Source organism: Streptomyces sp. NPDC031466, assembly GCF_055581265.1.
Genome location: NZ_JBVIJT010000009.1, coordinates 437,139 through 460,284, shown reverse-complemented (window position 1 = coordinate 460,284; position 23,146 = coordinate 437,139). Strand labels below are relative to the sequence as shown.

Annotated in this window: 19 protein-coding genes and 1 pseudogene; 10 read left to right on the top strand and 10 right to left on the bottom strand. The window is 73.2% G+C overall.

Annotated elements, in window-relative coordinates; genetic code table 11:
• The 3 genes from ACZ5GP_RS24575 to glgB all read left to right on the top strand — a co-directional run.
• Window positions 1-321: alpha-glucosidase C-terminal domain-containing protein (locus tag ACZ5GP_RS24575; protein ID WP_468752863.1), on the top strand; the 321-nt coding region annotated here is incomplete at its 5' end.
• A gap of 118 nt (window positions 322-439) precedes the next feature.
• Window positions 440-1,885, top strand: coding sequence for a maltokinase N-terminal cap-like domain-containing protein (locus ACZ5GP_RS24570; protein WP_468752862.1), 1,446 nt, complete (start codon window positions 440-442; stop codon window positions 1,883-1,885).
• A 29-nt stretch (window positions 1,886-1,914) separates the two neighbouring features.
• The gene (glgB, locus tag ACZ5GP_RS24565; protein WP_468752861.1) at window positions 1,915-4,425 is read left to right on the top strand and encodes a 1,4-alpha-glucan branching enzyme; all 2,511 of its coding nucleotides are present in this window, start codon (window positions 1,915-1,917) and stop codon (window positions 4,423-4,425) included.
• Here the strand turns inward: glgB and ACZ5GP_RS24560 are convergent.
• From ACZ5GP_RS24560 to ACZ5GP_RS24545, 4 genes are all read right to left on the bottom strand, one after another.
• Window positions 4,382-6,649, bottom strand: coding sequence for a HelD family protein (locus ACZ5GP_RS24560; protein ID WP_468752860.1), 2,268 nt, complete (start codon window positions 6,647-6,649; stop codon window positions 4,382-4,384). The two genes, glgB and ACZ5GP_RS24560, sit on opposite strands and share 44 nt — an antisense overlap.
• 142 nt (window positions 6,650-6,791) lie before the next feature.
• Complete coding sequence (locus ACZ5GP_RS24555) at window positions 6,792-7,124, bottom strand: thioredoxin family protein (protein ID WP_468752859.1); 333 nt, start codon at window positions 7,122-7,124, stop codon at window positions 6,792-6,794.
• Window positions 7,125-7,161: 37 nt separating this feature from the next.
• On the bottom strand, window positions 7,162-7,554 hold the full coding sequence (locus ACZ5GP_RS24550; protein WP_468752858.1) for a MerR family transcriptional regulator: 393 nt from the start codon (window positions 7,552-7,554) through the stop codon (window positions 7,162-7,164).
• A 111-nt stretch (window positions 7,555-7,665) separates the two neighbouring features.
• Window positions 7,666-8,277: a hypothetical protein gene (locus ACZ5GP_RS24545; protein ID WP_468752857.1), complete on the bottom strand. Its 612-nt coding sequence runs from the start codon at window positions 8,275-8,277 to the stop codon at window positions 7,666-7,668.
• A 214-nt stretch (window positions 8,278-8,491) separates the two neighbouring features.
• Between ACZ5GP_RS24545 and ACZ5GP_RS24540 the strand changes: the two genes are divergently transcribed.
• From ACZ5GP_RS24540 to ACZ5GP_RS24525, 4 genes are all read left to right on the top strand, one after another.
• Window positions 8,492-9,658: a N(5)-(carboxyethyl)ornithine synthase gene (locus tag ACZ5GP_RS24540; RefSeq protein ID WP_468752856.1), complete on the top strand. Its 1,167-nt coding sequence runs from the start codon at window positions 8,492-8,494 to the stop codon at window positions 9,656-9,658.
• Between the two features lie 325 nt (window positions 9,659-9,983).
• Complete coding sequence (locus ACZ5GP_RS24535; protein WP_468752855.1) at window positions 9,984-10,349, top strand: hypothetical protein; 366 nt, start codon at window positions 9,984-9,986, stop codon at window positions 10,347-10,349.
• Between the two features lie 93 nt (window positions 10,350-10,442).
• Window positions 10,443-11,114 carry an RNA polymerase sigma factor gene (locus tag ACZ5GP_RS24530; protein ID WP_468752854.1) on the top strand — a complete coding sequence of 224 codons (672 nt, stop codon included), beginning with the start codon at window positions 10,443-10,445 and terminating at the stop codon, window positions 11,112-11,114.
• The gene (locus ACZ5GP_RS24525) at window positions 11,111-11,551 is read left to right on the top strand and encodes a hypothetical protein (protein ID WP_468752853.1); all 441 of its coding nucleotides are present in this window, start codon (window positions 11,111-11,113) and stop codon (window positions 11,549-11,551) included. Before ACZ5GP_RS24530 ends, ACZ5GP_RS24525 begins: the two co-directional genes overlap by 4 nt.
• A gap of 44 nt (window positions 11,552-11,595) precedes the next feature.
• Here ACZ5GP_RS24525 and ACZ5GP_RS24520 read toward each other — a convergent pair whose 3' ends face one another.
• Both ACZ5GP_RS24520 and ACZ5GP_RS24515 read right to left on the bottom strand, forming a co-directional pair.
• Window positions 11,596-12,336: a response regulator gene (locus ACZ5GP_RS24520; RefSeq protein ID WP_468752852.1), complete on the bottom strand. Its 741-nt coding sequence runs from the start codon at window positions 12,334-12,336 to the stop codon at window positions 11,596-11,598.
• Window positions 12,333-13,772 (bottom strand): sensor histidine kinase, encoded by a 1,440-nt coding sequence (locus ACZ5GP_RS24515; RefSeq protein WP_468752851.1) that lies wholly within the window; start codon window positions 13,770-13,772, stop codon window positions 12,333-12,335. The genes ACZ5GP_RS24520 and ACZ5GP_RS24515 overlap by 4 nt, the downstream gene beginning before the upstream one ends.
• A 214-nt stretch (window positions 13,773-13,986) precedes the next feature.
• Between ACZ5GP_RS24515 and ACZ5GP_RS24510 the strand changes: the two genes are divergently transcribed.
• On the top strand, window positions 13,987-16,314 hold the full coding sequence (locus ACZ5GP_RS24510; protein ID WP_468752850.1) for an MMPL family transporter: 2,328 nt from the start codon (window positions 13,987-13,989) through the stop codon (window positions 16,312-16,314).
• Between the two features lie 75 nt (window positions 16,315-16,389).
• Here the strand turns inward: ACZ5GP_RS24510 and ACZ5GP_RS24505 are convergent, their stop codons facing one another.
• Window positions 16,390-17,016 carry a mycothiol-dependent nitroreductase Rv2466c family protein gene (locus tag ACZ5GP_RS24505; protein WP_468752849.1) on the bottom strand — a complete coding sequence of 209 codons (627 nt, stop codon included), beginning with the start codon at window positions 17,014-17,016 and terminating at the stop codon, window positions 16,390-16,392.
• Between the two features lie 191 nt (window positions 17,017-17,207).
• Between ACZ5GP_RS24505 and ACZ5GP_RS24500 the strand changes: the two genes are divergently transcribed.
• Together ACZ5GP_RS24500 and ACZ5GP_RS24495 are read left to right on the top strand one after the other, a co-directional pair.
• Entirely contained in the window at window positions 17,208-18,176 is a 969-nt protein-coding gene (locus ACZ5GP_RS24500; RefSeq protein WP_468752848.1) for a glycoside hydrolase family 16 protein, read from the top strand.
• A gap of 189 nt (window positions 18,177-18,365) precedes the next feature.
• Window positions 18,366-21,218: a beta-L-arabinofuranosidase domain-containing protein gene (locus ACZ5GP_RS24495; RefSeq protein ID WP_468752847.1), complete on the top strand. Its 2,853-nt coding sequence runs from the start codon at window positions 18,366-18,368 to the stop codon at window positions 21,216-21,218.
• Here the strand turns inward: ACZ5GP_RS24495 and ACZ5GP_RS24490 are convergent.
• The 3 genes and pseudogenes from ACZ5GP_RS24490 to ACZ5GP_RS24480 all read right to left on the bottom strand — a co-directional run.
• Window positions 21,215-21,681, bottom strand: a pseudogene (locus ACZ5GP_RS24490) (MerR family transcriptional regulator); the annotation flags it as partial. The gene ACZ5GP_RS24495 and the pseudogene ACZ5GP_RS24490 sit on opposite strands and share 4 nt — an antisense overlap.
• A gap of 299 nt (window positions 21,682-21,980) precedes the next feature.
• The gene (locus ACZ5GP_RS24485; protein WP_468752846.1) at window positions 21,981-22,589 is read right to left on the bottom strand and encodes a dihydrofolate reductase family protein; all 609 of its coding nucleotides are present in this window, start codon (window positions 22,587-22,589) and stop codon (window positions 21,981-21,983) included.
• A gap of 320 nt (window positions 22,590-22,909) precedes the next feature.
• A complete protein-coding gene (locus ACZ5GP_RS24480; RefSeq protein ID WP_468752845.1) occupies window positions 22,910-23,068 on the bottom strand; it encodes a hypothetical protein in 159 nt (52 codons plus the stop codon).
• Window positions 23,069-23,146: the final 78 nt, after the last annotated feature.

Sequence of the window (23,146 nt, the reverse complement as noted above, 5' to 3'; positions counted from 1 at the left end):
AGGATGATCGAGATCCGCAAACAGAACCCCGCCTTCGGCCTGGGCACCTACACCGAACTCCCCTCCTCCAACCCCGCCGTCCTCGCCTTCCTCCGGGAAGCGCCCGCGACGCAGGAAGAGGGCGACGACCTCGTGCTGTGCGTGCACAACTTCTCGCGTTTCGCACAGCCCACGGAACTGGATCTACAAGCCTTCAACGGACGCCACCCGGTGGAGCTGATCGGCGGGGTGCGTTTCCCGGCCATCGGCGATCTCCCCTACCTCCTCACCCTGGCCGGGCACGGCTTCTACTGGTTCCGGCTGCGCCAGGAACCGTCGTAGGCCCCGGCGGCGCCACGCCCGCGCGGGGCGGTTTCCCCCGCCCCGCCCTGGGCACCCCTACGCACAACCGGCACCCCCGCACTCTGCCTTGTCCGCCTCGCGGAAAGGACGCGACGCCATGTCGGAAGCCGCCACCCGCCCCACCGCGCACGCCGGCGCGCTGCTCGCCTCGCTCGACCCACTGCTGCGCGAATGGCTGCCGCGACAACGGTGGTTCGCCGGAAAAGGCCGCCCCATCAGCGACCTCGAGCCGGTCGCGGTCACCGAACTGCTGCCGCACAGCTCACCGGCCCGGCTGCTGCACATACTCCTGCGGGTGCGCCAGCCCCTCGTCCCCCCGCAGGACGTCACCCCGTCCGGCGCGGCGGGCGGACGGCCCGGTGACTGCTACCAGCTGCTGATCGGCGTACGCGACGCCCTGCCGCCGCAGCTGGCCCACGCCCTCATCGGGCACGTCACCGACGGGCCACTGGCGGGCCGGACGGTGTACGAGGCGCTGCACGACCCGCACCTCGCGGCGCTGCTCCTGGAGCGGTTGCGGATACCCGGCCGGCACGGCGTGCTCCGCTTCGAACGCGACATGGCCACCGAGATAGCCTCCGGCCTCGCCCCGCGCCTGCTCGCCGCCGAGCAGTCCAACTCCTCGGTCATATACGGCGATACGTTCATCCTGAAGCTGTTCCGTCGTGTCGTGCCCGGCGTCAACCCCGACCTGGAGCTGCCGCTGCACCTCGCCCGGCAGGGCTGCGAGCGGGTGCCCGCGCCCGCCGCGTGGTTCCTCGCCGACCTGGCGTCCGGCGCGGGCGCGGCGGCGGGCGAGGCCTGCGGGCTCGGGGTGCTCCAGCCCTATCTCGCCGCCGCCGAGGACGGCTGGGAGCTGGCCCTGCGCATGCTCGCCAAGGGCGAGGAGTTCGTCGGCGAGGCACGGGCCATCGGCCGGGCCACGGCCGAGGTGCACGCGGCGCTCGCCGCCGCGCTGCCGACCGTCACCCTGGGCCGGGCCCAGGTGGAGGCGGTCGCCGACGGCATGGCACAGCGCCTGACGGCGGCCGCGCAGGCGGTGCCCGCGCTGCGGCCGTACGCTCCCGGGCTGCTCACCGCCTTCGAGGCGCTCGCCGACCTCGGCGGCGAGGGCCAGTCGTGGACCGCCCAGCGCGTCCACGGCGATCTGCACCTGGGGCAGTGCCTGCGCTCCCCCGACGGCCACTGGTCGCTCATCGACTTCGAGGGCGAGCCCGCGCGCCCCCTCGCCGAGCGCCGCATGCCGCAGCCCACGGCCCGCGACGTCGCCGGCATGCTCCGCTCCTTCGACTACGCGGCCTGCTCGCGCGAGCCGTGGGCCTCCCGGTGGGCCGAGGACTGCCGGGCCGCGTTCTGCGTCGGGTACGCGGAGGTCGCGGGCCGCGACCCCCGTACGGACCCGGTGCTGCTGCGCGCCCACGAGACGGACAAGGCGGTCTACGAAGTCCTCTACGAGGCCCGGCACCGCCCCGACTGGCTCCCCGTCCCGCTGGCCGCGGCCCGCCGGCTCGCCGGGGACGGACCCACCGACGCCGCGCACTGACCACCCCTTTCCGTCAGGAGGCTCCCCCCGTGACCCCCCGCTCCCGCAAACCGTCCGCCGACGCCGCAGCTCCCGCCCCGCCCCCGCCCCGCAGCCCGGAACCGGACCCCGCCGAGCGGACGACCACCCCGAAGGGAACGCGCAAGGCGACGGCGAGGACCCCGGCCCAGAAGAAGGCGACGAGCGGCGCGCGCCAGAAGAGCGACCCGAGCCGGAAGCCGGCCAAGACGACCAAGACCGCGAAGACCGCGAAGACGACCAAGACCGCGCAGGCCGCGAAGGCGGTGCCGAGCGGCGCGAAGAGCCCGCGGGCGCCGAAGAAGGCGGGAGCCCGCCCGGTCACCGCCGTCGCCGCGTCCCCCGTGCCGGACGAGGATCGCGCCCGTCTCCTGGCCGGCACCCACCACGACCCGCACGGCGTCCTCGGCGCCCATCCCGTGCCCGGCGGCACGGCCTTCCGGGCCCTGCGGCCCTACGCCAGGGCGGTCGCCGTGGTCGCCCGGGACCTGCGCGCCGAACTGCGCGACGACGGCGACGGGTTCTTCTCCGCGGTGCTGCCCCTTGAGGCCGCCCCCGAGGAGTACCGGCTGCACGTCACGTACGAGGAGGCGGAGCTGGAGATCCACGACGCGTACCGCTTCCTGCCCTCGCTCGGCGACTTCGACCTGCATCTGATCGGTGAGGGACGGCACGAACGGCTGTGGGAGGCCCTCGGCGCCCGGCCGATGGTCCACCAGGGGGTGACCGGCACCCGCTTCGCCGTGTGGGCGCCCAACGCGCGGGGCGTACGGGTCGTCGGCGGCTTCAACTTCTGGGACGGCACCGGCTTCCCGATGCGTTCGCTCGGCGGGACCGGCGTCTGGGAGCTGTTCGCGCCCGGGGTCGGCGAGGGCGAGCTGTACAAGTTCGAGATCACCCGGCCCGACGGTTCGAAGACACTGCGCGCCGACCCGCTGGCCCGCCGCACGGAGACCCCGCCCGCGAACTCCTCCGTCGTCCACGCGTCGCACCACGAGTGGCACGACGAGGAGTGGCTGGCGCGCCGGGCGGAGCGTCCGGCGCACGAGGCGCCGTTCTCCGTGTACGAGGTGCACCTGGCCTCCTGGCGGCCCGGCCTGACCTACCGCCAGCTCGCGGAGCAGCTGCCCGCCTATGTGGCCGATCTCGGCTTCACCCATGTGGAGTTGATGCCCGTCGCCGAGCATCCCTTCGGCGGCTCCTGGGGCTATCAGGTCACCGGCTTCTACGCGCCGACGTCCCGGCTCGGCACCCCGGACGACTTCAAGTACCTGGTGGACGCGCTGCACCGGGCCGGGATCGGCGTCCTGATGGACTGGGTGCCCGCGCACTTCCCGCGCGACGACTGGGCGCTCGCCGAGTTCGACGGGCGGCCCCTGTACGAGCACGAGGACCCGGCCCGCGCCGCCCACCCCGACTGGGGCACGCTGGAGTTCGACTACGGCCGCAAGGAGGTGCGCAACTTCCTGGTGGCGAACGCCACTTACTGGTGCGAGGAGTTCCACATCGACGGGCTGCGCGTCGACGCCGTCGCCTCGATGCTCTACCTCGACTACTCCCGCGAGGACGGCCAGTGGACGCCGAACGTCCACGGCGGCCGCGAGAACCTCGACGCGGTCGCCTTCCTCCAGGAGATGAACGCCACCGTCTACCGCCGCAACCCCGGTGTCGTCACCATCGCCGAGGAGTCCACGGCCTGGGACGGCGTCACGCGCGCCACCCATCACCAGGGCCCCGGCGGGTTCGGGGGGCTCGGCTTCGGACTGAAGTGGAACATGGGGTGGATGCACGACTCCCTCGGCTACGTCTCGAAGGAGCCGGTGCACCGTGAGCACCACCACCACGACATGACGTTCTCGATGGTGTACGCCTACAGCGAGAACTACGTCCTGCCCATCTCCCACGACGAGGTGGTGCACGGCAAGCGGTCGCTGGTCTCCAAGATGCCCGGCGACTGGTGGCAGCAGCGTGCCACCCACCGCGCCTACCTGGCCTTCATGTGGGCCCACCCCGGCAAGCAACTCCTTTTCATGGGCCAGGAGTTCGCCCAGGGCGCCGAGTGGTCGGAGGCCCACGGCCCGGACTGGTGGCTGCTCGACCCGGCCTACGGCGCGGAGCCCGACCACCGGGGCGTACGGGACCTCGTGCGCGACCTCAACACGGTCTACCGCCGCGAGGGCGCCCTGTGGCAGCGCGACACCGACCCCGGCGGCTTCGCCTGGATCGAGGGCGACGCCGCCGAGGACAACGTCTTCGCCTTCCTGCGCCACGACGCCCAGGGTGTCCCGCTGCTCGCCGTCTCCCACTTCTCACCGGTCGTGCGGCACGCCTACCGCCTCGGCGTGCCCGACGAGTTCCCGGCCTGGCAGGAGATCCTGAACACGGACGACGCCCGCTACGGCGGCAGCGGCGTCACCCACCCCGACCCGCTGAAGCCGGAACCGGTGGCCTCGCACGGGCGTCCCGCGTCGCTGCGCCTCACCCTTCCGCCGCTGGCCACGGTGTGGCTGCGACCTGCTTGAGCGCGACGGGCAGATCCTCGGCGTGGAGCACGCCGAGGCGCTGCGTGGCCCGGGTCAGGGCCACGTACAGGTCGCTGGCGCCGTAGCGCGACGGTTCGACGACCAGGACCGTGTCGAACTCCAGGCCCTTGGCCTGGCGCGGGTCGATCAGGACGACCGGCCGCGTCAGGTCGGGGATCTCGCCGGCCGTCACGCCGGGCAGCCGCGGGGCGAGCCGCGGGTGGAGTTCGCGCGGGGCGATCACGGCGAGGCGGCCCTCCTCCGTGGCCTCGGCCGCGACCGCGTCCGCCACGGCGCCGGGGAGGTCGTCGGCGCGGCGCGCCCAGGGGCGTACGCCGGTGGAGCGCACCGAGCTGGGCGGGCGGAAGTCGACGTCGCCCGCGGCGCGCGGCACCTCGGCGGCCACCTCCATGATCTCCACCGGAGTGCGGTAGTTGACGCCGAGGCGGGCGTACTCCCAGCGGTCTTGGACGTACGGCCCCAAGATGGCCTCCCACGAGCCGCAGCCGCCGGCCTCCGCGGTCTGCGCCGGGTCGCCCACCAGGGTCATGGAGCGGGTCGGGCAGCGACGCATGAGCAACCGCCAGGCCATCGCGGACAGTTCCTGCGCCTCGTCGACGATGATGTGCCCGAAGGCCCAGGTGCGGTCGGCCGCGGCGCGCTCGGCGGCGCTGCGGTGGTCGGCCTCCTCGTGCCGTTCGGCCATCCGCTCGGCGTCGATGATGTTGTGGGCGAGCAGGACCTCGGCGTCCTCCTCGTCCTTGTCCTCGAACTCGTGGGTGCGCGAGGCCCGCGACACGTCGAGGACGCCCTGCGCGTACGCGATCTGCTTGGCCCGCTCGGCCTCGGCGGCCGCCCGCTCGGCGCTGTCGTCGTGTCCGAGCAGTTCCGCCGCCTCATCGAGCAGCGGGATGTCGGCGGGCGTCCAGGGCGCGTCGTGGGGCCGGCGGATCGCCTTCGCGTCCTGCTCGTCCAGTCCCGTCGGCTCCTCCAGGAAGTCGGCGACGAAACCCTGCGGGGTCAGGGTGGGCCACAACTCCTCGATGGCGGCGTGCACTTCGGCGCTGGCCGCGATGCCCTTGCCGAGCTGGGCGATGTCGTCGGGGCCCAGGAAGTTCGGCCCGCCGTACGGGTCGTGGCCGATGCGCTCGGCGAGCTGCGCGGTGAGCGCGTCGATGACGCGGAACGCGAAGTGCGGGCGGCCGAGGTTGTGCGGCACGTCCGCGGTGCGGGCCGCCTCGCGCGCCTGGTCGGCGATCGTCCAGTCCAGGATCAGGTCGCCGTCGTCGTGCCTGATGATCATCGCCGCACCAGGCTCGGGGGTCTGCTGCCGGTCGCGTACGGCGCCGGCGAGCACCTCCGCCATCTCCGCGCGGCCCTTCACCTCGGCCGCCTCCGGTGTGTCGGTGCCGGTGGCCCGCACACCGGGGAACAGCTCGCCGACCGTGGAGAGCAGGACGCCCGTCTCACCGAGCGCGGGCAGGACCTCGCCGATGTAGCCGAGGAAGGCGGGGTTGGGGCCGACGATCAGGACGGCCCGCTTGGCGAGCAGCTCGCGGTGGGCGTACAGCAGGTACGCGGCCCGGTGCAGCGCCACGACGGTCTTGCCGGTGCCCGGACCGCCCTCGACCACGAGGACACCGCGGTGCGGGGCGCGGATGATGCGGTCCTGCTCGGCCTGGATGGTCTGCACGATGTCGTGCATGCGTCCGGTGCGCGCCGAGTCGAGCGCGGCGAGCAGCACCTCGTCGGCGTCGGCGCCCTCGTGCCCGGTGCGGGTCGCGTCGCCGAGGTCGAGGATCTCGTCGTGCAGCGCGGTCACCTCGCGGCCCTTGGTGGTGATGTGCCTGCGGCGCCGCAGGCCCATCGGCGTGTGGCCCGTCGCGAGATAGAAGGGGCGGGCGACATCGGCACGCCAGTCGATCACCAGCGGTGTGCGCTCGGGGTCGCCGTCACGGATTCCGATGCGTCCGATGTGGTGGTCGCGGCCGTCGCGGAATTCGAGTCTGCCGAAGCACAGACCGTTCTCCCCCGTGTCGAAGGCGGCGAGCAGCCCGGACTGCTCCGCCACCAGGACGTCACGTTCCAGGCGCGCCTGGAGACCGTTGCCGACCTGCGACAACGAGGCCCGCACGGCCTCCTCGGCCTCCGCGCGCAGCGCGTCGAGGCGCGCGTACAGCCCGGAGACGAATTGCTGCTCTTCCCGCAATTCCTCGGTTGACAATTCAGCCCCTTGCCCGTTACAGTGCTCGTATAAAGCTTTTCGTGAAGTCGTCGTGCCCCAATGGACCAGAGCTTCGCGAAAGAGTCCAATATACGCCGAGAAATGCCCCGGACGTCAATTCGTCCGGGGCATTTCTCTTGGCTCACAGCACGTCGGACAGTTCCGCCAGGAGCTTGCGCTTGGCCCGCGCGCCCACGAGCTGCAGCACGGGCGCACCGTCTCGGAAGACGATCATCGTTGGCGCGGCGAGCACCTGGTAGGTGATCGCGGCCCGCGGGCTGCGGTCCACGTCCAGCTGCACGATCTTCAGCCGGTCCGCCTCCTCCCGCGCCAGTTCGCTGAGCACCGGCGCCAGCTGCCGGCACGGGCCGCACCAGTCCGCCGTGAACTCCACGAGCACGGGGCGGTCCGCCTCCCGCAGCACCTCCCCCTCGAAGTCCGCGTCCGTCACCTCGGCCACACCTGCTGCCTTCACTTCGCCACACCCCTTGTCCTGTCGCTCCGCGTGCCGTTCATCCCGTCATCTCGCAGCGCGGCCCGGGACCGCCTTCGAGCGCCGCCTCGGCGCGCGCCAGCTGCGCGCCGACCTGTGCGCGTACCGCGTTCAACTCACCGATCAGAGCGTCCAGTTCGGTGAGCTTGCGGCGGTACACGGCGAGCGAGGCGGGGCACGAGTCGCCCTCGGGGTGCCCCGAGCGCAGACACTCCAGGAAGGGCCGCGTCTCCTCCAGGTCGAAGCCGAAGTCCTGGAGCGTCCTGATCTGCTCCAGGAGCCGCACGTCGTCCTCGTCGTAGGTGCGGTAGCCGTTGCCGGTGCGCCGCGCAGGAAGCAGCCCGCGCGACTCGTAGTAGCGCAGCGTCCGCGTGGTCGTCCCCGCCCGCGCCGCGAGCTCGCCGATTCGCATGCCCCGACGGTATTCCTTGACGTGGGCGTCAAGGCCAGGGCGGGCGGGCAGACGTGGGCGAGCGCCCGGCCAAAGGTTCCGGCCGGGCGCTCGCGCTCACTGTTCGGGTGTTCAGCAGGGGAGCGTGGTCTTGCCCGCGGCGCCGGTGGCGCCGATGGTGCCGTCCGCGGTCGCGGTGGCGGCGGTGCCGTTGCCACCGGGCTTACCGGGGCACACCGGGCTCGCCGCGCCGCCGGCGCCGCCCAGGCCGCCCTTGTGGCCGCCGCTCACGATGGCGGCGCCGCCGTTGCCGCCCTTGCCGCCGACGATACCGGCGCCGGCGTCGCCGACCCCGCCCACGCCGCCCTTGCCGCCGGTGCCGCCGAGCTTGGCCTCTCCGCCATAGCCGCCGTTGCCGCCGTTGCCGTTGGCGCCGCCGGCGCCGCCCGTGCCGCCGGCGCCGCCGACGCTCGAGGTGCCGTTGGCGTTGCCGCCGGCGCCTCCGGTGCCGCCGTTACCCGCAGCGCCCGCGGCGCCACCGGTGCCGCCCAGGCCGCCGATGCCTCCGGAGGTGCCGATCCCGTTGGCGCCGTTGGCGCCGGGGGCGCCGTAAGCGGTACGGGTCTGTGTGCCGCCCGTGCCCGGCTGGGCGGAGGCGAGGGCGGGGGTGAGAGCGAGGCCCGCGACAGCGATGGCCGCGACCAGGAAGGTTCGTGCAGTGTCCGTGGCGCGCATGGTGCGCATGGTGCACTTCCTTCGGTTTCCAGAGGGAGAGAATCTCCGCCTGGCACCTCCCAACGTAGGGACGTGCGAGACTCCGCGCACACCAAAGGATGATCAAATGTCTGGAAATAGAGAGAATCGTCAAATTTTGGCTGCAAAGCGATAATTTTGTCTGCCGACGAGGCTCTCCCGTCACCCACAGGTGTGTTAAACAGGGAGTAATCAAAGGGGTATTTTGCAGCAGCTCAAGCTCGGAATCATGTCGCACACCCGCAAAGAGAACGAGCACCGCCTGCCGATCCACCCGGCGCACTTCGAGCGCGTCGACGCCGATCTGCGGCCCAGCATCCATCTGCAGACCGGTTACGGAGAGCACTTCGGTGTCCCGGACCGGCAACTCGCCCCATGGGTCGCCGGATTCCGCTCCCGCGAGGAGCTGATCGCGGAGTGTGACGTCATCCTGCTGGCCAAGCCCTCGCACGAGGATCTGGCGGAGCTGCGGGACGGGCAGGTGCTGTGGGGCTGGCCGCACTGCGTGCAGGACGAGAAGGTCACCCAGGCCGCCATTGACCGCAGGCTCACGGTGATCGCCTTCGAGGCGATGAACCACTGGACCCGCGAGGGCGGCTTCAGCCTGCACGTCTTCCACAAGAACAACGAGCTGGCCGGCTACTCGTCGGTGCTGCACGCCATGCAGCTGATCGGGGCGACCGGTGACTACGGGCGCCGGCGGCGCGCGGTGGTGATCGGCTTCGGTGCCACCGCCCGCGGCGCGGTGACCGCGCTCAGCGCGCTGGGCGTGCACGACGTGGACGTGCTGACCGCCCGCGGCGTCGCCGCCGTCAGCTCACCGATCCACTCCGCGCGGATCGTGCACTTCGACCACGACGAGGCCGACGGCACCCTCGACCCGCGGCGCAGCGTCGTCCTGACCGAGGAGGGCCCGGAGCCGCTGGCCGAGTTCCTCGCCGGGCACGACATCATCGTCAACTGCGTGCTCCAGGACACCGCGGCGCCGCTGATGTTCCTGATAGAGGAGGACCTGCCGAAGCTCGCGCCCGGCACCCTCGTCATCGACGTCTCCTGCGACGAGGGCATGGGCTTCGCCTGGGCCCGGCCCACCACCTTCGACGAGCCGATGTTCACCGTCGGCGACCACGTCCACCACTACGCCGTGGACCACAGCCCCTCCTACCTGTGGGACGCGGCCACGTGGGAGAACAGCGAGGCGCTGATGCCGTTCCTGCGGCCGGTCCTCGAAGGGCCGGCCGGCTGGGACGGCGACCCCACGATCCGCCGGGCGATCGAGATCCGCGGCGGCACGGTCCAGAACCCGGCGATCCTGGCCTTCCAGGGCCGCGCCGAGCAGTACCCGCACGCGGTTCGCCCCGAAGCCGGATGAGCCGCGCGCCCCGGCGGGTCGGTCCACGTGACCGGCCGGCCGGGGCGGACCACTCTCCGGACTCTCGCGCAGGAAGGTGCCACCGCGCTCGGTGTACGCGCACTTGAGGGTCCTGGGTCGGATCCACCGGCCTCGGGGTCGTCGCGGAGCCCGGTCTCGGGCGTGGAACAGGGCAGATCGCAGGGCCGGGGCAGCGCGGCTGCCCGGTGGGGAACTTTCTCGGGCCCGGTCGCAACCTCCCGGTGTGCCGCACGTCTGGTGGTGTGAAGGCGCCCTTCACCCCGATCCACCCGACCGTGTCCATCCCCTTCCTCGGGAGAACCGCATGTCCAGTCACGCCAAGCGCAACTTCCTCGCCCGTCCCCGTCCCCGTTTCCTGGGCGTCGTCACCGGGGCCGCGGTCCTCCTCGGCGGCGGCTTCGCCGCGCAGGCCATGGCCGACTCCGGTCCGCGGCCCGCGCCGGCCGCGCCGAAGGTCTCGGCCCCGGACGCGGCCCCCGCGCCGGCCCCCGCCCGCACCGGCGCCCCGAAGGTCGTCACGCCCGGCAAGCCCGGCCCGGCCACCGCGCCCGCGCCCGCCCCGGCTACGGACGTCGCCCCCAAGGTCGTCACGCCCGGCAAGCCCGGCCCGGCGACCGCGCCCGCGCCCGCACCGGCTCCGGACGGTGCCGCGCCCCGCGTCCAGAAGTAGCAGCACGCGGTAGCTCCGCAGAAGCGGGCGGCCCGGTCGGACTCGCGCGGGTCCGGCCGGGCCGCCCCTCCGTCCCGCATCGGATCGAGGACCGTGCAGTTGTCGTACGCCATACCCGTACCGGCCCCCCTGCCCGCACCCGGACGCCCGGACCGGCCGACGCCCTGGTGGGGCCGGCTGCTCGCCCGTCTGCCCCGGACCCGGGCCCGGGCCGACGACGCCCCCGGAGCCGTACCGGGATGGCGGCTGCGCGCGGTGGACGCGCCGCAGGGCCAGGAGCCGCCGCCCCTCACCGAGCTGTACCGGGCCCGGCGGCTCGACATGGTGCGGCTCGCGCTGTTCCTCGTCGACGACCTGCACACCGCCGAGGACGTCGTCCAGGACGCGTTCGCCGCCGTGTGCCGGACGTACGGCACCTCACTGCACGGGCTCCAGGATCCGGGCGCGTACCTGCACACCGCCGTGGTCAACGCCGCCCGTTCCGTCCTGCGCAGACGCCGCACCGCCCGCGCCTACACCCCGCCCCACCCGGTTGCCGAGCCGCCCGTCGACGAGGGACTGCTGCTCGCGGAGGAGCACCGGCACGTGCTCGACGCGCTCGCGCGGCTGACCCGGCGCCAGCGCGAGGTGCTCGTCCTGCGCTACTGGTCGGAGCTGACCGAGGCGCAGATCGCGCAGACGCTCGGGCTCTCGCGCGGCACGGTGAAGTCGACCGCGAGCCGTGCGCTCGACGCCCTGGAGAAGAAGCTGGAGGCGGGCCGATGAGACCACGCGCCGGAACTCCCTCCCCCGTCACCGAGGAACGGCTGCGCGCCGCGTTCGCCGCGCGCGCGGCCCTCGTCACCCACCGGGACCTGCGCCGTGCCGAGCCCCCTCAGGGGTGGAGCCATGGGCTGCGGCGGGTGCGCGCGGTCGCCTTCGCGTCGGTGGGTGCCGTCGCCGCGGCCGTCGCGGCGGTGTACCTGCTCTTCCTGGTGCCGGCCGACACGGCCGCCCCCGCCCCCGCGCCGCCCGCCCGGCCTCCGGTCATCAGCGAATCCCCGCGCACACCCACCCCCTCCCCGGCCGCCCCGTCGGTCACCGGACCGGGAGCGGCACACGGGCCGGGGACGGCGCAGCCGTCCGGGGGCGTCCCGAAACCGGGGACGGCACCGGGACCCGGGTCGGGGCCGGCCGCGGGGGTGCCCCGCGGCCCGGAGTGAATCCGGGGCTCACCGGTGAGCCCCGGGGCACGCGTCATGGGGAGTCAGGGCCGACCCTGGTCGCTCCGCCCCGCCCGGACGAGCCCCGACTCGTACGCGGCGATGACCGCCTGCGCGCGGTCGCGGACACCGAGCTTGGCGAAGAGGCCGGTGGCGTGGTTCTTCACGGTCTGCACGCCGATCGCCATGCGCCGCGCAATCTCGGCGTTGTCGAGGCCCGCGGCGATCAGCCGCAGCACCTCGACCTCGCGCGGGGTGAGCCCGGAGAGGTCCCCGGCCGGCGGGTGCGCGGCCGGGGCCGGGGTCACGAAGGCGGCGAGCAGCCGGGTGAGCAGCCGGGGGGCGACGACGGCCTCGCCGCGGTGGACGGTGCGCAGCGCGGCCACCAGTTCCTCCGGGGAGACGTCCTTGGGCAGGAACCCGGAGGCACCCGCCCGCAGGGCGCTGACCACGTGCTCGTCCATGTCGAAGGTGCTGAGCGCGAGGACCCGGCACCGGGGCAGTTCGGCGGCCAGGTGCTCGGTGGCCCGGACGCCGTCGAGGACCGGCATGCGGATGTCCATCAGGATGACGTCCGGGCGCAGTTCGCGGGCCGCCGCGATGGCCTGTTCGCCGTCGCCCACCTCGCCGACGACCTCGATGGCGGGGTCCGAGCGCAGGATCAGCGACAGGCCCCGGCGCACGAGTGGCTGGTCGTCGGCGATGAGCACGGTGATCCGCCCGGGCTCGCCACCCCGTTCCGGCTGCGGCTCGGCCCCGGGGACGGCTTCGGTGGGAGGAGTCACGGCGTCCTGTCCTTCTCGCGTGTGTCAGTCGGGCCGGCCGTGGTCGGGCCGGCCGTGGTCGGGCCGGCCGTGGTCGGGCCGGCCGTGGTCGGGCCGGCCGTGTTCGGGCCGTCCGCGTTCGGATCGGCCATGTCCGGGCCGTCCGCGTTCGGATCGGCCATGTCCGGGTCGTCCGCGTTCGGATCGGCCATGTTCGTACCGTCCGCGTTCGGGCCGCCCATGTCCGGGTCGGCCCTCTTCGTGCCGGCCGCGTTCACGTCGGCGGGCAGCGGCACGCTCGCGGCCACCTCGAACCCGCCTTCCGCACGGCGGCCGACGCGCAGGGAGCCGTCGTGCAGGGCGATGCGCTCCCGCATGCCGAGGAGACCGTATCCGCTGCCCTCGACCCCCGCGCCGGGGGCCCGGCCGGCCCCGGCGCCGTCGTCCGTCACCTCCACGGTGACGCGGTCCCGGAGATAGGCGAGCCGCACGGTGGCGCGGGCGGGCCCCGCGTGCTTGCGGGCGTTGGTCAGCGCCTCCTGCACGATGCGGTAGAGGGTGAGCCCCACGGACATCGGCAGCGGGCGGGGCCGCCCGGTGACGTGGAGTTCGGCCGGCAGGCCCGCCCCCCGCGAAGCGGCGACGAGCCGTTCGATGCCGTCCACCCCGGGCTGGGGTTCCGACGACGCCTCCTCCAGGGTGTCGGTGCTGCGCAGCACCCCGAGGAGCTGCCGCATCTCGCGCAGCGCCGTGCGGCCGGACTCCTCCAGCGTCACCAGCGCCTCCCGGGCCGTCTCGGGGTCGCGGTCCAGGGTCGACCTGGCCCCGCCGGACATCAGGTACATGGTGGTGATGTGGTGGGCCACGATGTCGTGGAGCTCCCGCGCGATGCGGCGGCGCTCCTCGGTCACCGCGCGGTCGGCGAGCAGCTTCCGGTTGATGTCGAGCTGCCATTGCCACTGGCGTACGGCCAGGCCGACGGCGATCAAGAGGCAGGGCGTCACCAGGACGTCGGTGACGCCCATTCCGACGGAGCCCACGTCGTTGTGCCAGTACCGCGCGAGCTGCACCGGCGCGGTGGCCACGACCCCCAGCGCCACGGCCCGCCGCCCGCTGTATCTGGCCACGGTGTAGAGCCCGACCGTGACGGCCGCGCCGTACGTGTTCGACATCGGCTCGCCCGGGTCGACGACGAGTCCCAGGTTGCCGGCCAGCTGCACCGCGAGGACGGCGCCGAGCGCCTGCACGGGGTGGTGGCGCCGGAAGAGCAGCGGAACCATGGCGACGGCGACCAGCAGGACGCCGAGCACGGTGACCGGTGCTCCCGTGGACTCCTCGCCGGGGGCGAAGTAGGCCAGCAGGTCGAGCGCCACGGCGAGGACGGCGACCACCGCGTCCCCCGGCGTCGGCCGCACCCCGCGCGTGGGCGGTACCGGCGGGAAGAAGTCACGGGCCATCCGGCCGCCTCCAGGTCGAGATTCCGGCGGGCCGCGATGTCCCGTCCCCGGGCACCATTACACCCCGCCCGACGGAGCCCGGACTCGCCGCGGTGGCCGTTCTTCCCACCAGTACCGGAGTACTGCCCGCGACGGGACACCGGACCACGGTCACGGGTGCGTCCCCTTCCGGCGGCCGACGCCCCCAAGGGGTGCCCCGTGATGACCTTTTGGCATGATCCGCAAGCTCACCTCCTTCTCCACCCGGCACCGATGGATGACGATCGTCGTCTGGACGATTCTCGGCGCGGCACTGTCGTTCGTCGGGAACGCGATGATGTACGACGTCACCGACTCCCGGGCCGGGGACTTCCTGCCGAAGAAGTACGACTCGGCGGTGGCCCTCCGTATCGCCGAGGAGGAATTCGGCGCGCAACCCGACCCCAACGCCCTGACCGTGCTCGTCGCCAGGGCCGACGGCGGACGGCTCACGGCGGGCGACCAGCGGCGCATCGCGGACACCGCCGCCGATCTGGGCCGCGAGCGGATCGTGGCGGCGAAGCCCGAACCGCTGATGAAGGACCACTCCCAGACCCCGCGCGTTTCGGCGGGGGCCCTGGCTCCCGACAGGAGTTTCCGGCTCCTCACCGTTTCCCTCGACGGAAATCCACAGGACCCGGGGGTGCAGGACGTCTACAAGGGGTTCCGCGACGCCGCGAAGGACGCGTTCGCCGACGCGGATCTGCACGTCGGATTCACCGGCGGCATCGCCTCCGTCGTGGACGACACGGATGCCGAGGAGGACACGGCGAAGATCGTCTCCAGCCTGACGATGGGCTTCATCGTCCTCCTGAACGTGCTGGTGTTCCGCTCCCCCGCGGCCGCGTTCGTGCCGCTGATCGCGGTGGCGCTGATCGGCGGGGTCGCCTCGGGCGCCGTGGTCGGCACGGCGAAGCTCTTCGGCATCGGCCTCGACGCGTCGACGCCTTCGCTGATCGGCGTCGTGCTCATCGGCATCGGCATCGACTACTTCCTCTTCCTCATGTTCCGCTTCCGGGAACAGCTGCGGGAGCACCCCGGGCAGGACGCCCGCACGGCCGTCGCCGAGACGACCGGGCGGGTGGGCGGCGCGATCACGTCCGCGGCGCTGACGATCGTGGCGGCCTTCGCGACCCTGGGGCTGGCCTCCTTCGGGCAGTTCCGGGTCCTCGGCCCGGCGATCGCCGTCTCCGTGCTCGTGATGCTCCTCGCCGGCCTCACGCTCATGCCCGCGCTCCTCGCCGTACTGGGGCGCGGCATGTTCTGGCCCGCACGCGCCTGGAAGAAGGAGCGCACCGGCGGCCTCGCCGCCCGCCTGGGGCACGCGGTGAGCAGCCGGCCGCTGCGGTACGCCCTCGGCGCCCTGGTGCTGCTCGGCGCGCTGGGCGCGGGCGCGCTCGGCATGAAGATGAGCTACGACCAGCAGGGCGGGCACGAGACCGCCGCCGTCAGGACCGCCGAGCGGATCTCCCGCAGCCTGCCCGCCGGCGTGTCCGACCCGCACAGCGTGTATGTGCGCAGCACGAACGGCAAGGAGATCAAGGCGAGTTCGCTCACCGGCATGACCCGCTCCCTGGCCGAGGCGGAAGGTGTCGGCGAGGTGGGTGAGCCGGTGCTCAGCAAGGACCGCACGGCCGCCCGAGTCGACCTCTTCCTGAGTGTCGGGTCCGATTCGCAGAAGGCGCGCGACCTGGTCTCGGGGCCCGTCAGGGAGACGGCCGCGCGGACCACCCCCAAGGGCACCGAGGCCTACGTCACGGGAACGGCCGCGGTCTTCGCCGACATCTCGACGGCCGTGGAGAAGGACCTGCGTCTGGTGTTCCCGGTCGCGGCCCTGCTCATCGCGGTGATCCTCTTCCTGCTGCTGCGCTCGCTGCTCGCCCCGGTCGTGCTGATGATCGCCGTGGGGCTCGGGTTCCTGGCCACGCTCGGCGCGAGCACGCTGCTCTTCCAGCATGGACTCGACCGGCCGGGTGTCTCGTTCACGCTGCCCCTGGTGCTCTTCCTCTTCGTCGTCGCCCTGGGCACCGACTACAACATCCTGATCACCGACCGGATCAGGGAGGAGATGCGCAAGCCGGTGCCGGCCCGGCGCGCCGTGGCCGAAGCGGTACGGCACACCGCGCCCGCCATCGCCACGGCCGGCCTCGTGCTGGCCGGTTCCTTCGCCGCCCTGGCGGCGAGCCCCGCCACCCGGGAGATCGGCTTCGCCACCGGGCTCGGCATCCTCCTGTCCGCGCTCGTGCTCTCCCTCGTGCTGGTGCCGGCCCTGGCCGCGATGCTGGGCCGCGGTTTGTGGTGGCCGCGCAGGTCGGGACGGACGCCGGGCCGCCACCACACCTCGGAGGAGCTGTACGCGCCGTACGCACCGGACGAGCCCCACGCCACGGCCGGGCCGCACACCCCGGAGCAGCGCCACCAGCCGTATCCGTCGTACCAGCCCTATCCGCCGTACCAGCAGCCCCCGCAGCACCCGCCGTACGCGGCTGCACCCACCCGACCGGAACACCGGCCGACCCGGTGACCGGGTGCCCAGGGTCGTCGCGGATGGGGGGCCGCGCGGCGGAGGACCGTCCGCGCGGCCACCACCGGTGGGCCCTCAGGTGAAGTCCGGCCGCCCGTAGTCCCGTTTGAACTCGTAGAAGCACTCCACGCCCGCCATCAGCACCACGCCGTCCCACAGCCGGCCCGCCGCCTCGCCCCGGGGGGCCGGTGACACGACGGGGCCGAACAGCGCCCCGACGCCGTCGACGGCAAGCACCGGTGTGCCGACGTCGTCGCCCACCAGGGCGATGCCCTCCTCGTGCGAGGCCCGTACGGCCGCGTCGTACTCCGTTGTCGTCGCGGCGGCCTCCAGGGCGGCCGGCAGGCCCGCCTCGGCGAGCGCGGCCGTCGTGCCCGACCAGTCCCGGCGCTCGTGCAGCCGCCGGCCGAGGGCGTCGAAGTACCGCCCGAGCGCGGCGTTCCCGTGCTGTTCGCGCACCGCGGCGCACACCCGGCCGTGCGCCCGCAGGTACTCCCCGTACTGCCCCTCGGGGTCCTCCGGGTCGCTCTCCCGGCCCTCGTTCAGCACGGCCAGGCTCATCACCCGCCACCGCACGGAGACGTCCCGCACCCCTTCCACCTCGCGCAGCCAGCGCGAGGTGATCCAGGTGTACGGGCAGACGGGGTCGAACCAGAAGTCGACGCTCACCCCTGCCGGGGCCGGATCGTCCAGGGTGCTCATCCGTCCACCGTACGCCCACGGAAAACCGGACGCCCACGGAGAACGGGACGCCCACGGAAAGCCGTGCGCCTTCGGGAAGTTGACGCACCGCGGCCATTGACGCGCCGCCCGTCCACAACTACAAAACCAGCAGCATCACTCTGAGAGCGCTCTCACCGTCACACTCCCGCCCCCCCCACGGAGGTGCCCCGATGAGCACGACCCCCGCCCCGCGATCCTCTGCGGCCCACCGCGGCCGCAGACCGACGCCCCTCCTGGCCGCGCTGGCCGCCGTCGGACTGTGCGGGGCGCTGCTCCTGCCCGGCACGGCACGCGGTGACGCGACCTCCGCCGCTCCCCGCTGGTCGCTGAAGTGGAGCGACGACTTCAACGGGCCCGCCGGCGCCCCGCCCGCCGCCGACCGGTGGCAGGTCGACCTCGGCCACAACTACCCCGGCGGACCCGGCCGTTGGGGCACCGGCGAGATCCAGGAGTACACCAACTCCCCCGCCAACCTGAGTACCGACGGAACGGGCAACCTGCGGATCACCCCACGCCGTGACGCCTCGGGCACGTGGACGTCCGCCCGGATCGAGTCCCGGCGCTCTGACTTCAAAGCGCCGGCGGGCGGCACCCTGGCCATCGAGGCGCGCGTCAGGATGCCGGACGTCTCCGGCGACAAGGCGCTCGGCTACTGGCCCGCCTTCTGGGCGCTGGGCTCGCCCTATCGAGGGAACTACCAGAACTGGCCGTCCATCGGCGAGTTCGACGTCATGGAGAACGTGAACGGCGTCAACTCCGTGTGGGGCGTGCTGCACTGCGGCGTCAATCCGGGCGGGGACTGCAACGAGACGCAGGGGCTGGGCGCCAACCGCCCCTGCCCTGGCACGAGTTGCCAGTCGGGCTTCCACACGTACCGATTCGAGTGGGACCGCTCCGTGACCCCGAACCAACTGCGCTGGTACGTCGACGGCGAGCGCTACCACACCCTGGGCCAGGACCGCTTCTCGGCGCGGACCTGGCAGGACATGACCTCGCACCAGGGCTACTTCCTCCTGCTGAACGTGGCGATGGGCGGCGGGTTCCCGGACGGCGTCGCGGGCCGCGCGACCCCGACGCCCGCGACGGAACCGGGCCACTCGATGCTGGTCGACCGCGTGGCGGTGTGGACGCGGCCCTAGCGCGTGGCACCAGGGACGGTCCGAGGGTGGCGGGCGGTGCGCGCCGCCCCCGGGCCGACGACAACTTCCTTACCTGTCGCAGGCATTGACGTAAGCCCGTCCCGCTCCTACGGTCTGCTCGATCATACGAACTACGTACGAGATTTCGAACATACGTGGACGTGTACGCAGCCGAGGAATGAGACCCCCATGGCGCCCTCTCCCCACCCCGCATCCCCGCCCGCCAGACGCGCCGTCCTGCGTGCCGCGGCCCTCGCGGCGGCGGCGCCCGCTCTGTCGTCCCTCGCCGCGGGCCGCGCCACGGCCGCCCCGGGAGCAGCACCGGAGGTCGCGTCGGGCGTCGCGCCGGCCGCCCCCGCCGCCTGGGTGGTGCGGCCCTTCGCGCTCAAGGACGTGGCGCTGCGCGAGGGCGTCTTCACCGCCAAGCGCGCCTTGATGCTCGACCACGGCCGGGGCTACGACGTGGACCGGCTGCTCCAGGTCTTCCGCGCCAACGCCGGGCTCTCCACCCGAGGCGCCGTGGCCCCCGGGGGCTGGGAAGGCCTCGACGGCGAGGCGAACGGCAATCTGCGCGGCCACTACACCGGCCACTTCCTGACCATGCTCTCCCAGGCCTACGCCGGCACCGGCGACAGGGCGTACGCCGCCAAGGTCCGGTACATGACCGGCGCGCTCATGGAGGTCCGCGCGGCGCTGCGCGCGGAGCCCGAAATCCTGCGCGGTGAGGGCAGGTTCGGCACGGCGCCGACGTATGTCCGGGGCTCCCACCAGTACGTCGACCTGCCCTCCGGGGTGCTGGGCGGTGGCCCGGCGCTCACCTTCTCGGCCTGGGTCAAGCCCGCGCACGACGCCGCCTGGGCCCGCGTCCTCGACTGCGGCGACGACACCACCCGCTACCTCTACCTCGCCGCCCGCAACGCCGAGGGCGTCCCCCGGTTCGCCGTCACGACCAAGGGCCCCGGCGGCGAACAGTCCCTCGTCGGCACCGCACCCCTGCCCCTGGACCGGTGGAGTCACCTCGCGGTGACGCTCACCGGCGGCACCGGCAGGCTCTACGTCGACGGCGCGCAGGTCGCCGAGAACACCGCGATGACCCTCGGTCCGGCGGCGCTCGGCCCGCTGAAGGACCACTGGCTCGGGCGGTCCCACTTCCCCGGCGACCCCGTGTTCGCCGGCTCGTTCGACGCGGTCGACCTCTGGTCGCGGGCGCTGACCGCCGCCGAGGTCGCCGCCCTCCAGGACGCCCCCGCCGCCCGGACCCCGGCCGGGCGCGGCGACCTCGCGTCGTACGCCTTCGACGAGAGCGGCGGCGGCAGGTTCGCCGACGCGTCCGGCCGCGACCGGCCCGCCGCCTTGCGCCGCACCTGGGGCGGCCCGAGCCATCCCGGGTTCCTCGCGGCGTACCCCGAGACGCAGTTCATCACCCTGGAGTCGATGACCGGCCCCGACTACCACGTGGTGTGGGCGCCCTACTACACGGCCCACAAGATCCTGCGCGGGCTGCTCGACGCGTACCTCCACGTCGGCGACGAGCGCGCCCTCGATCTCGCGTCCGGCCTGTGCGACTGGATGTACGCCCGGCTCTCCCCGCTGCCCGACGCCACCCGGCAGCGGATGTGGGGCATCTTCTCCAGCGGGGAGTTCGGCGGGATCGTCGAGGCGATCTGCGACCTGTACGCGGTCACCGGCGAGGGCCGCCACCTCGCCCTGGCCCGCCTGTTCGACCTCGACAGGCTCATCGACGCCTGCGCCGCGGGCACCGACACCCTCGACGGGCTCCACGCCAACCAGCACATCCCCGTCTTCACCGGCCTGCTGCGGCTCTACGACGAGACCGGCGAGCGGCGCTACCTGGACGCCGCGCGGAACTTCTGGAAGATGGTCGTCCCGACCCGGATGTACGGGATCGGCGGTACCAGCACCGGCGAGTTCTGGAAGGCGCGCGGCGTCATCGCGGGCACGCTGAGCGACACCACCGCCGAGACCTGCTGCGCGTACAACCTGCTGAAGCTGGACCGCGCGCTGTTCTTCCACGAGCAGGACCCGGCGTACATGGACCACTACGAACGGGCGCTGTACAACCAGGTCCTCGGCTCCAAGCAGGACACGGCCGACGCCGAGAAGCCCCTGGTCACGTACTTCATCGGGCTGACGCCCGGCCATGTGCGCGACTACACGCCCAAGCAGGGCACCACCTGCTGCGAGGGCACGGGTATGGAGAGCGCCACCAAGTACCAGGACTCGATCTACTTCCAGCAGGCCGACGGCTCGGCCCTGTACGTCAACCTCTACAGCCCCTCGACGCTCACCTGGGCGGGCAAGGGCGTCACCGTCACCCAGAGCACCGACTTCCCGCGGGAGCAGGGCACCACCCTCACCGTCCGGGGCGCCACCGCCACCTTCGACCTGCGACTGCGGGTGCCCGCGTGGGCGACGGGCGGGTTCGCCGTGTCCGTCAACGGCAGAAGGGCGAAGACGACGGCGGCGGGCGGCTACCGCTCCCTCTCGCGCACCTGGCGCGACGGCGACACCGTGCGCGTCGCCGTCCCGTTCCGGCTGCGTACGGAAGCGTGCCCCGACGCACCGGACATCCAGACCCTGTTCTACGGCCCCGTGAACCTCGTCGCCCGCGACCGGGGCAAGGACTACCTCCGGTTCGGCCTCTACCGCGATGCCGCGCTCTCCGGGGACCTGCTGCCGACCTTCACGCCGGTCCCCGGGGAACCGCTCCATCTCACCCTGGGCGGCGTGGAGTTCGCACCGTTCCTCGAAGGCACCGAGGACCCGACGCACGCCTACTTCCGGCGGGTCGAGCCCAGGGTGGTGTTCGGCGGGACCGACTCGGGCGTCGCCAACCCGAAGGGACCCGACGGCACGACACTCCTCGACGCCGTCTGGTCGGCGGCGCCCTTCGGCGACAAGAGGGCTCTCGTCCGGCACGTCCGTGCCACCGTCGCCTCCTGGGTGGCCACCGGGAGGCTGACCGCGGTGGACGGGGAGAGGGTGGTGGCCACGGCGGAGAGCGCGTCCTACGTCTCCTAGTCCGCGTCCGTCCGCGCCAGGGCCGCGCGGAGCCAGTGGTCCGCGGCGCCGGGGGTCGGCTCGGGCGGTGTGCGGGGTGGGGTCATGACCTCGGCGGCGAGTTGCCAGTAGTGGTCGATGCGGGGCTCGGCCGCGAGGGTGCGGCCGAGCCCCCGGCGGAAGTCGGCGGTGTCGCGGGCGTTGCGGGCGGCGGCGTGGGCGGCGACGAAGCAGTCGAGGGCCTCACCCTCGTGCGGGGCCCGTCCCGCCCGCAAGCGACGTCCGCCAGCGCCTCTTCCCGGTCCAGGACGCGGCGGATGTCGCGGATCGGCAGGTCCAGGCCGCGCAAGGACCGGATGAGGCGCAGCCGTTCGAGCGCCTCGGGGCCGTAGCGGCGGTGGCCGCCGGCACTGCGGGCGGCTTCGGGCAGCAGTCCGCGGTCGGAGTAGAAGCGGACGGTCTTGACGGTGCCGGCTCGCGCGGCTGGCCTCGCCGATGCCGCTCGGTCCGGCCACGCAGCAGTTGCGCGCCCGCGACGCGGTGGCCGGGCTCGCGACGACCGGCGTGTTCTGCACCGTCGGCGGGGCGATGGACATCGCGGCGCTAGAAGGCCTGGTGGCGTCGGGCCTGCCGCTCGTCCAGCGCCTCACCGATCCGAGCGCCACCTTCTTCGAACTGGCCACCGGTCACTGGCCGATGCTCTCCGCCCCCCGACGAGCTGGCCGACGTCCTGCTCGCGGCCGCGGCGGGAGAGGGGCACCGGCTGGCGACCGGGTCCGTCGGCTAGGCCGTCTCGCCCGGGGCGGTCCTGTCGTAGGTGAGGAAGACGGTGCCGCTGTCGAGGAGGACGGTGTCGGAGCGCTCGTACAGCGTGGGCTCGAAAGCGGTCTTGGCCGAGAACAGCGGCGTGCCCGAGCCCAGCGTCAGCGGGGCCAGCTTGACGACGAGGCGGTCGATCTCGCCGCGCAGCGCCCCGGCGAGTTCGCCGCCGCCGCACAGCCAGATGTCCTTGCCCTCCTCGCGCTTGAGCTCGCGCACCTTGGTGACGGGGTCGGTGGCGACGAGTTCGACGGCGGGGTCGGGGCTCTCGGTGAGGGTGCGGGTGAAGACGTAGTGCTTCAGGTGCGGGTAGCAGTCGGGGAAACCGGCGTCCACGCCGATCATGTACGTCCTGCGGCCTTCGAGGATCGTGTCGAAGTGCTCCCCCTCGGCGGTGATGCCGAGTGCCTGCCTTGCCGGGGCGGGGAGGGTCTCGGGGTACGTCTGCGCGAGGTGCTGGACGTAGTCCTGGCTGACGGGCCAGAAGCCGTCGGGGCCCGTGGGGTCGGACCCGTCGGGCCCGGCGATGAATCCGTCGAGGCTGACGGCGATGAAGTAGACGAGCTTGCGCAAAGGGGCTCCTGGGACGCGGTGGCGGTCGGTCAAGGGGAGTACGTCGTTCGTTGTACTGCGACTGAAGTGGTTAGAACGTAGTACTCCATCTGGAGTGGTGTCAAGGAATTTCGGCGGTGACTTCGTACGAAGATCCCGCTCAGCCCCCGAGGACCCTCCGCGCCCGAATACAGAACGCCGCCACGGCGTCCGGGTCGGGCTGCTCCCCCGCATCGAACGCCGCCGCCTGGAGCGCCGGACCCCGGACACCGCCGTGCCGCACTAGCCTTCCAGGAGGGCAGTTGGCCGAGCGCCTTGCGTAGGCGGGCGGTGAGGTCGGCCTAGCCCACCTCGTGGTGGGCGGCCGCGAACGTGCTCGACGGGGGCTTCTTCGACCACTCGAACGGGGAGCGGGCCGCGCGTCGCACGTGCACGAGGGCGACGACGACGTTCTGGTCGATCTCTGGCGGCTCCTGGTCACCGTTCCAGCTCGCCCACATGGAACACGCCGCCGGGGCGGGGAGATTCGTCTCCCCGCCCCGGCGGCGGTGTCCTGTCCGGCAAGCGGCCGGCGGCGG

What these genes read in the sequence shown, in the direction of transcription:
- ACZ5GP_RS24545 (WP_468752857.1), bottom strand. Translation starts at nt 8,277, where the DNA reads ATGCGCACCATGCGCGCCACGGACACTGCACGAACCTTCCTGGTCGCG.
- ACZ5GP_RS24535 (WP_468752855.1), top strand. Translation starts at nt 9,984, where the DNA reads ATGTCCAGTCACGCCAAGCGCAACTTCCTCGCCCGTCCCCGTCCCCGT.
- ACZ5GP_RS24550 (WP_468752858.1), bottom strand. Translation starts at nt 7,554, where the DNA reads ATGCGAATCGGCGAGCTCGCGGCGCGGGCGGGGACGACCACGCGGACG.
- ACZ5GP_RS24480 (WP_468752845.1), bottom strand. Translation starts at nt 23,068, where the DNA reads ATGTGGGCGAGCTGGAACGGTGACCAGGAGCCGCCAGAGATCGACCAG.
- ACZ5GP_RS24510 (WP_468752850.1), top strand. Translation starts at nt 13,987, where the DNA reads ATGATCCGCAAGCTCACCTCCTTCTCCACCCGGCACCGATGGATGACG.
- ACZ5GP_RS24495 (WP_468752847.1), top strand. Translation starts at nt 18,366, where the DNA reads ATGGCGCCCTCTCCCCACCCCGCATCCCCGCCCGCCAGACGCGCCGTC.
- ACZ5GP_RS24500 (WP_468752848.1), top strand. Translation starts at nt 17,208, where the DNA reads ATGAGCACGACCCCCGCCCCGCGATCCTCTGCGGCCCACCGCGGCCGC.
- ACZ5GP_RS24505 (WP_468752849.1), bottom strand. Translation starts at nt 17,016, where the DNA reads ATGAGCACCCTGGACGATCCGGCCCCGGCAGGGGTGAGCGTCGACTTC.
- ACZ5GP_RS24515 (WP_468752851.1), bottom strand. Translation starts at nt 13,772, where the DNA reads ATGGCCCGTGACTTCTTCCCGCCGGTACCGCCCACGCGCGGGGTGCGG.
- ACZ5GP_RS24525 (WP_468752853.1), top strand. Translation starts at nt 11,111, where the DNA reads ATGAGACCACGCGCCGGAACTCCCTCCCCCGTCACCGAGGAACGGCTG.
- ACZ5GP_RS24570 (WP_468752862.1), top strand. Translation starts at nt 440, where the DNA reads ATGTCGGAAGCCGCCACCCGCCCCACCGCGCACGCCGGCGCGCTGCTC.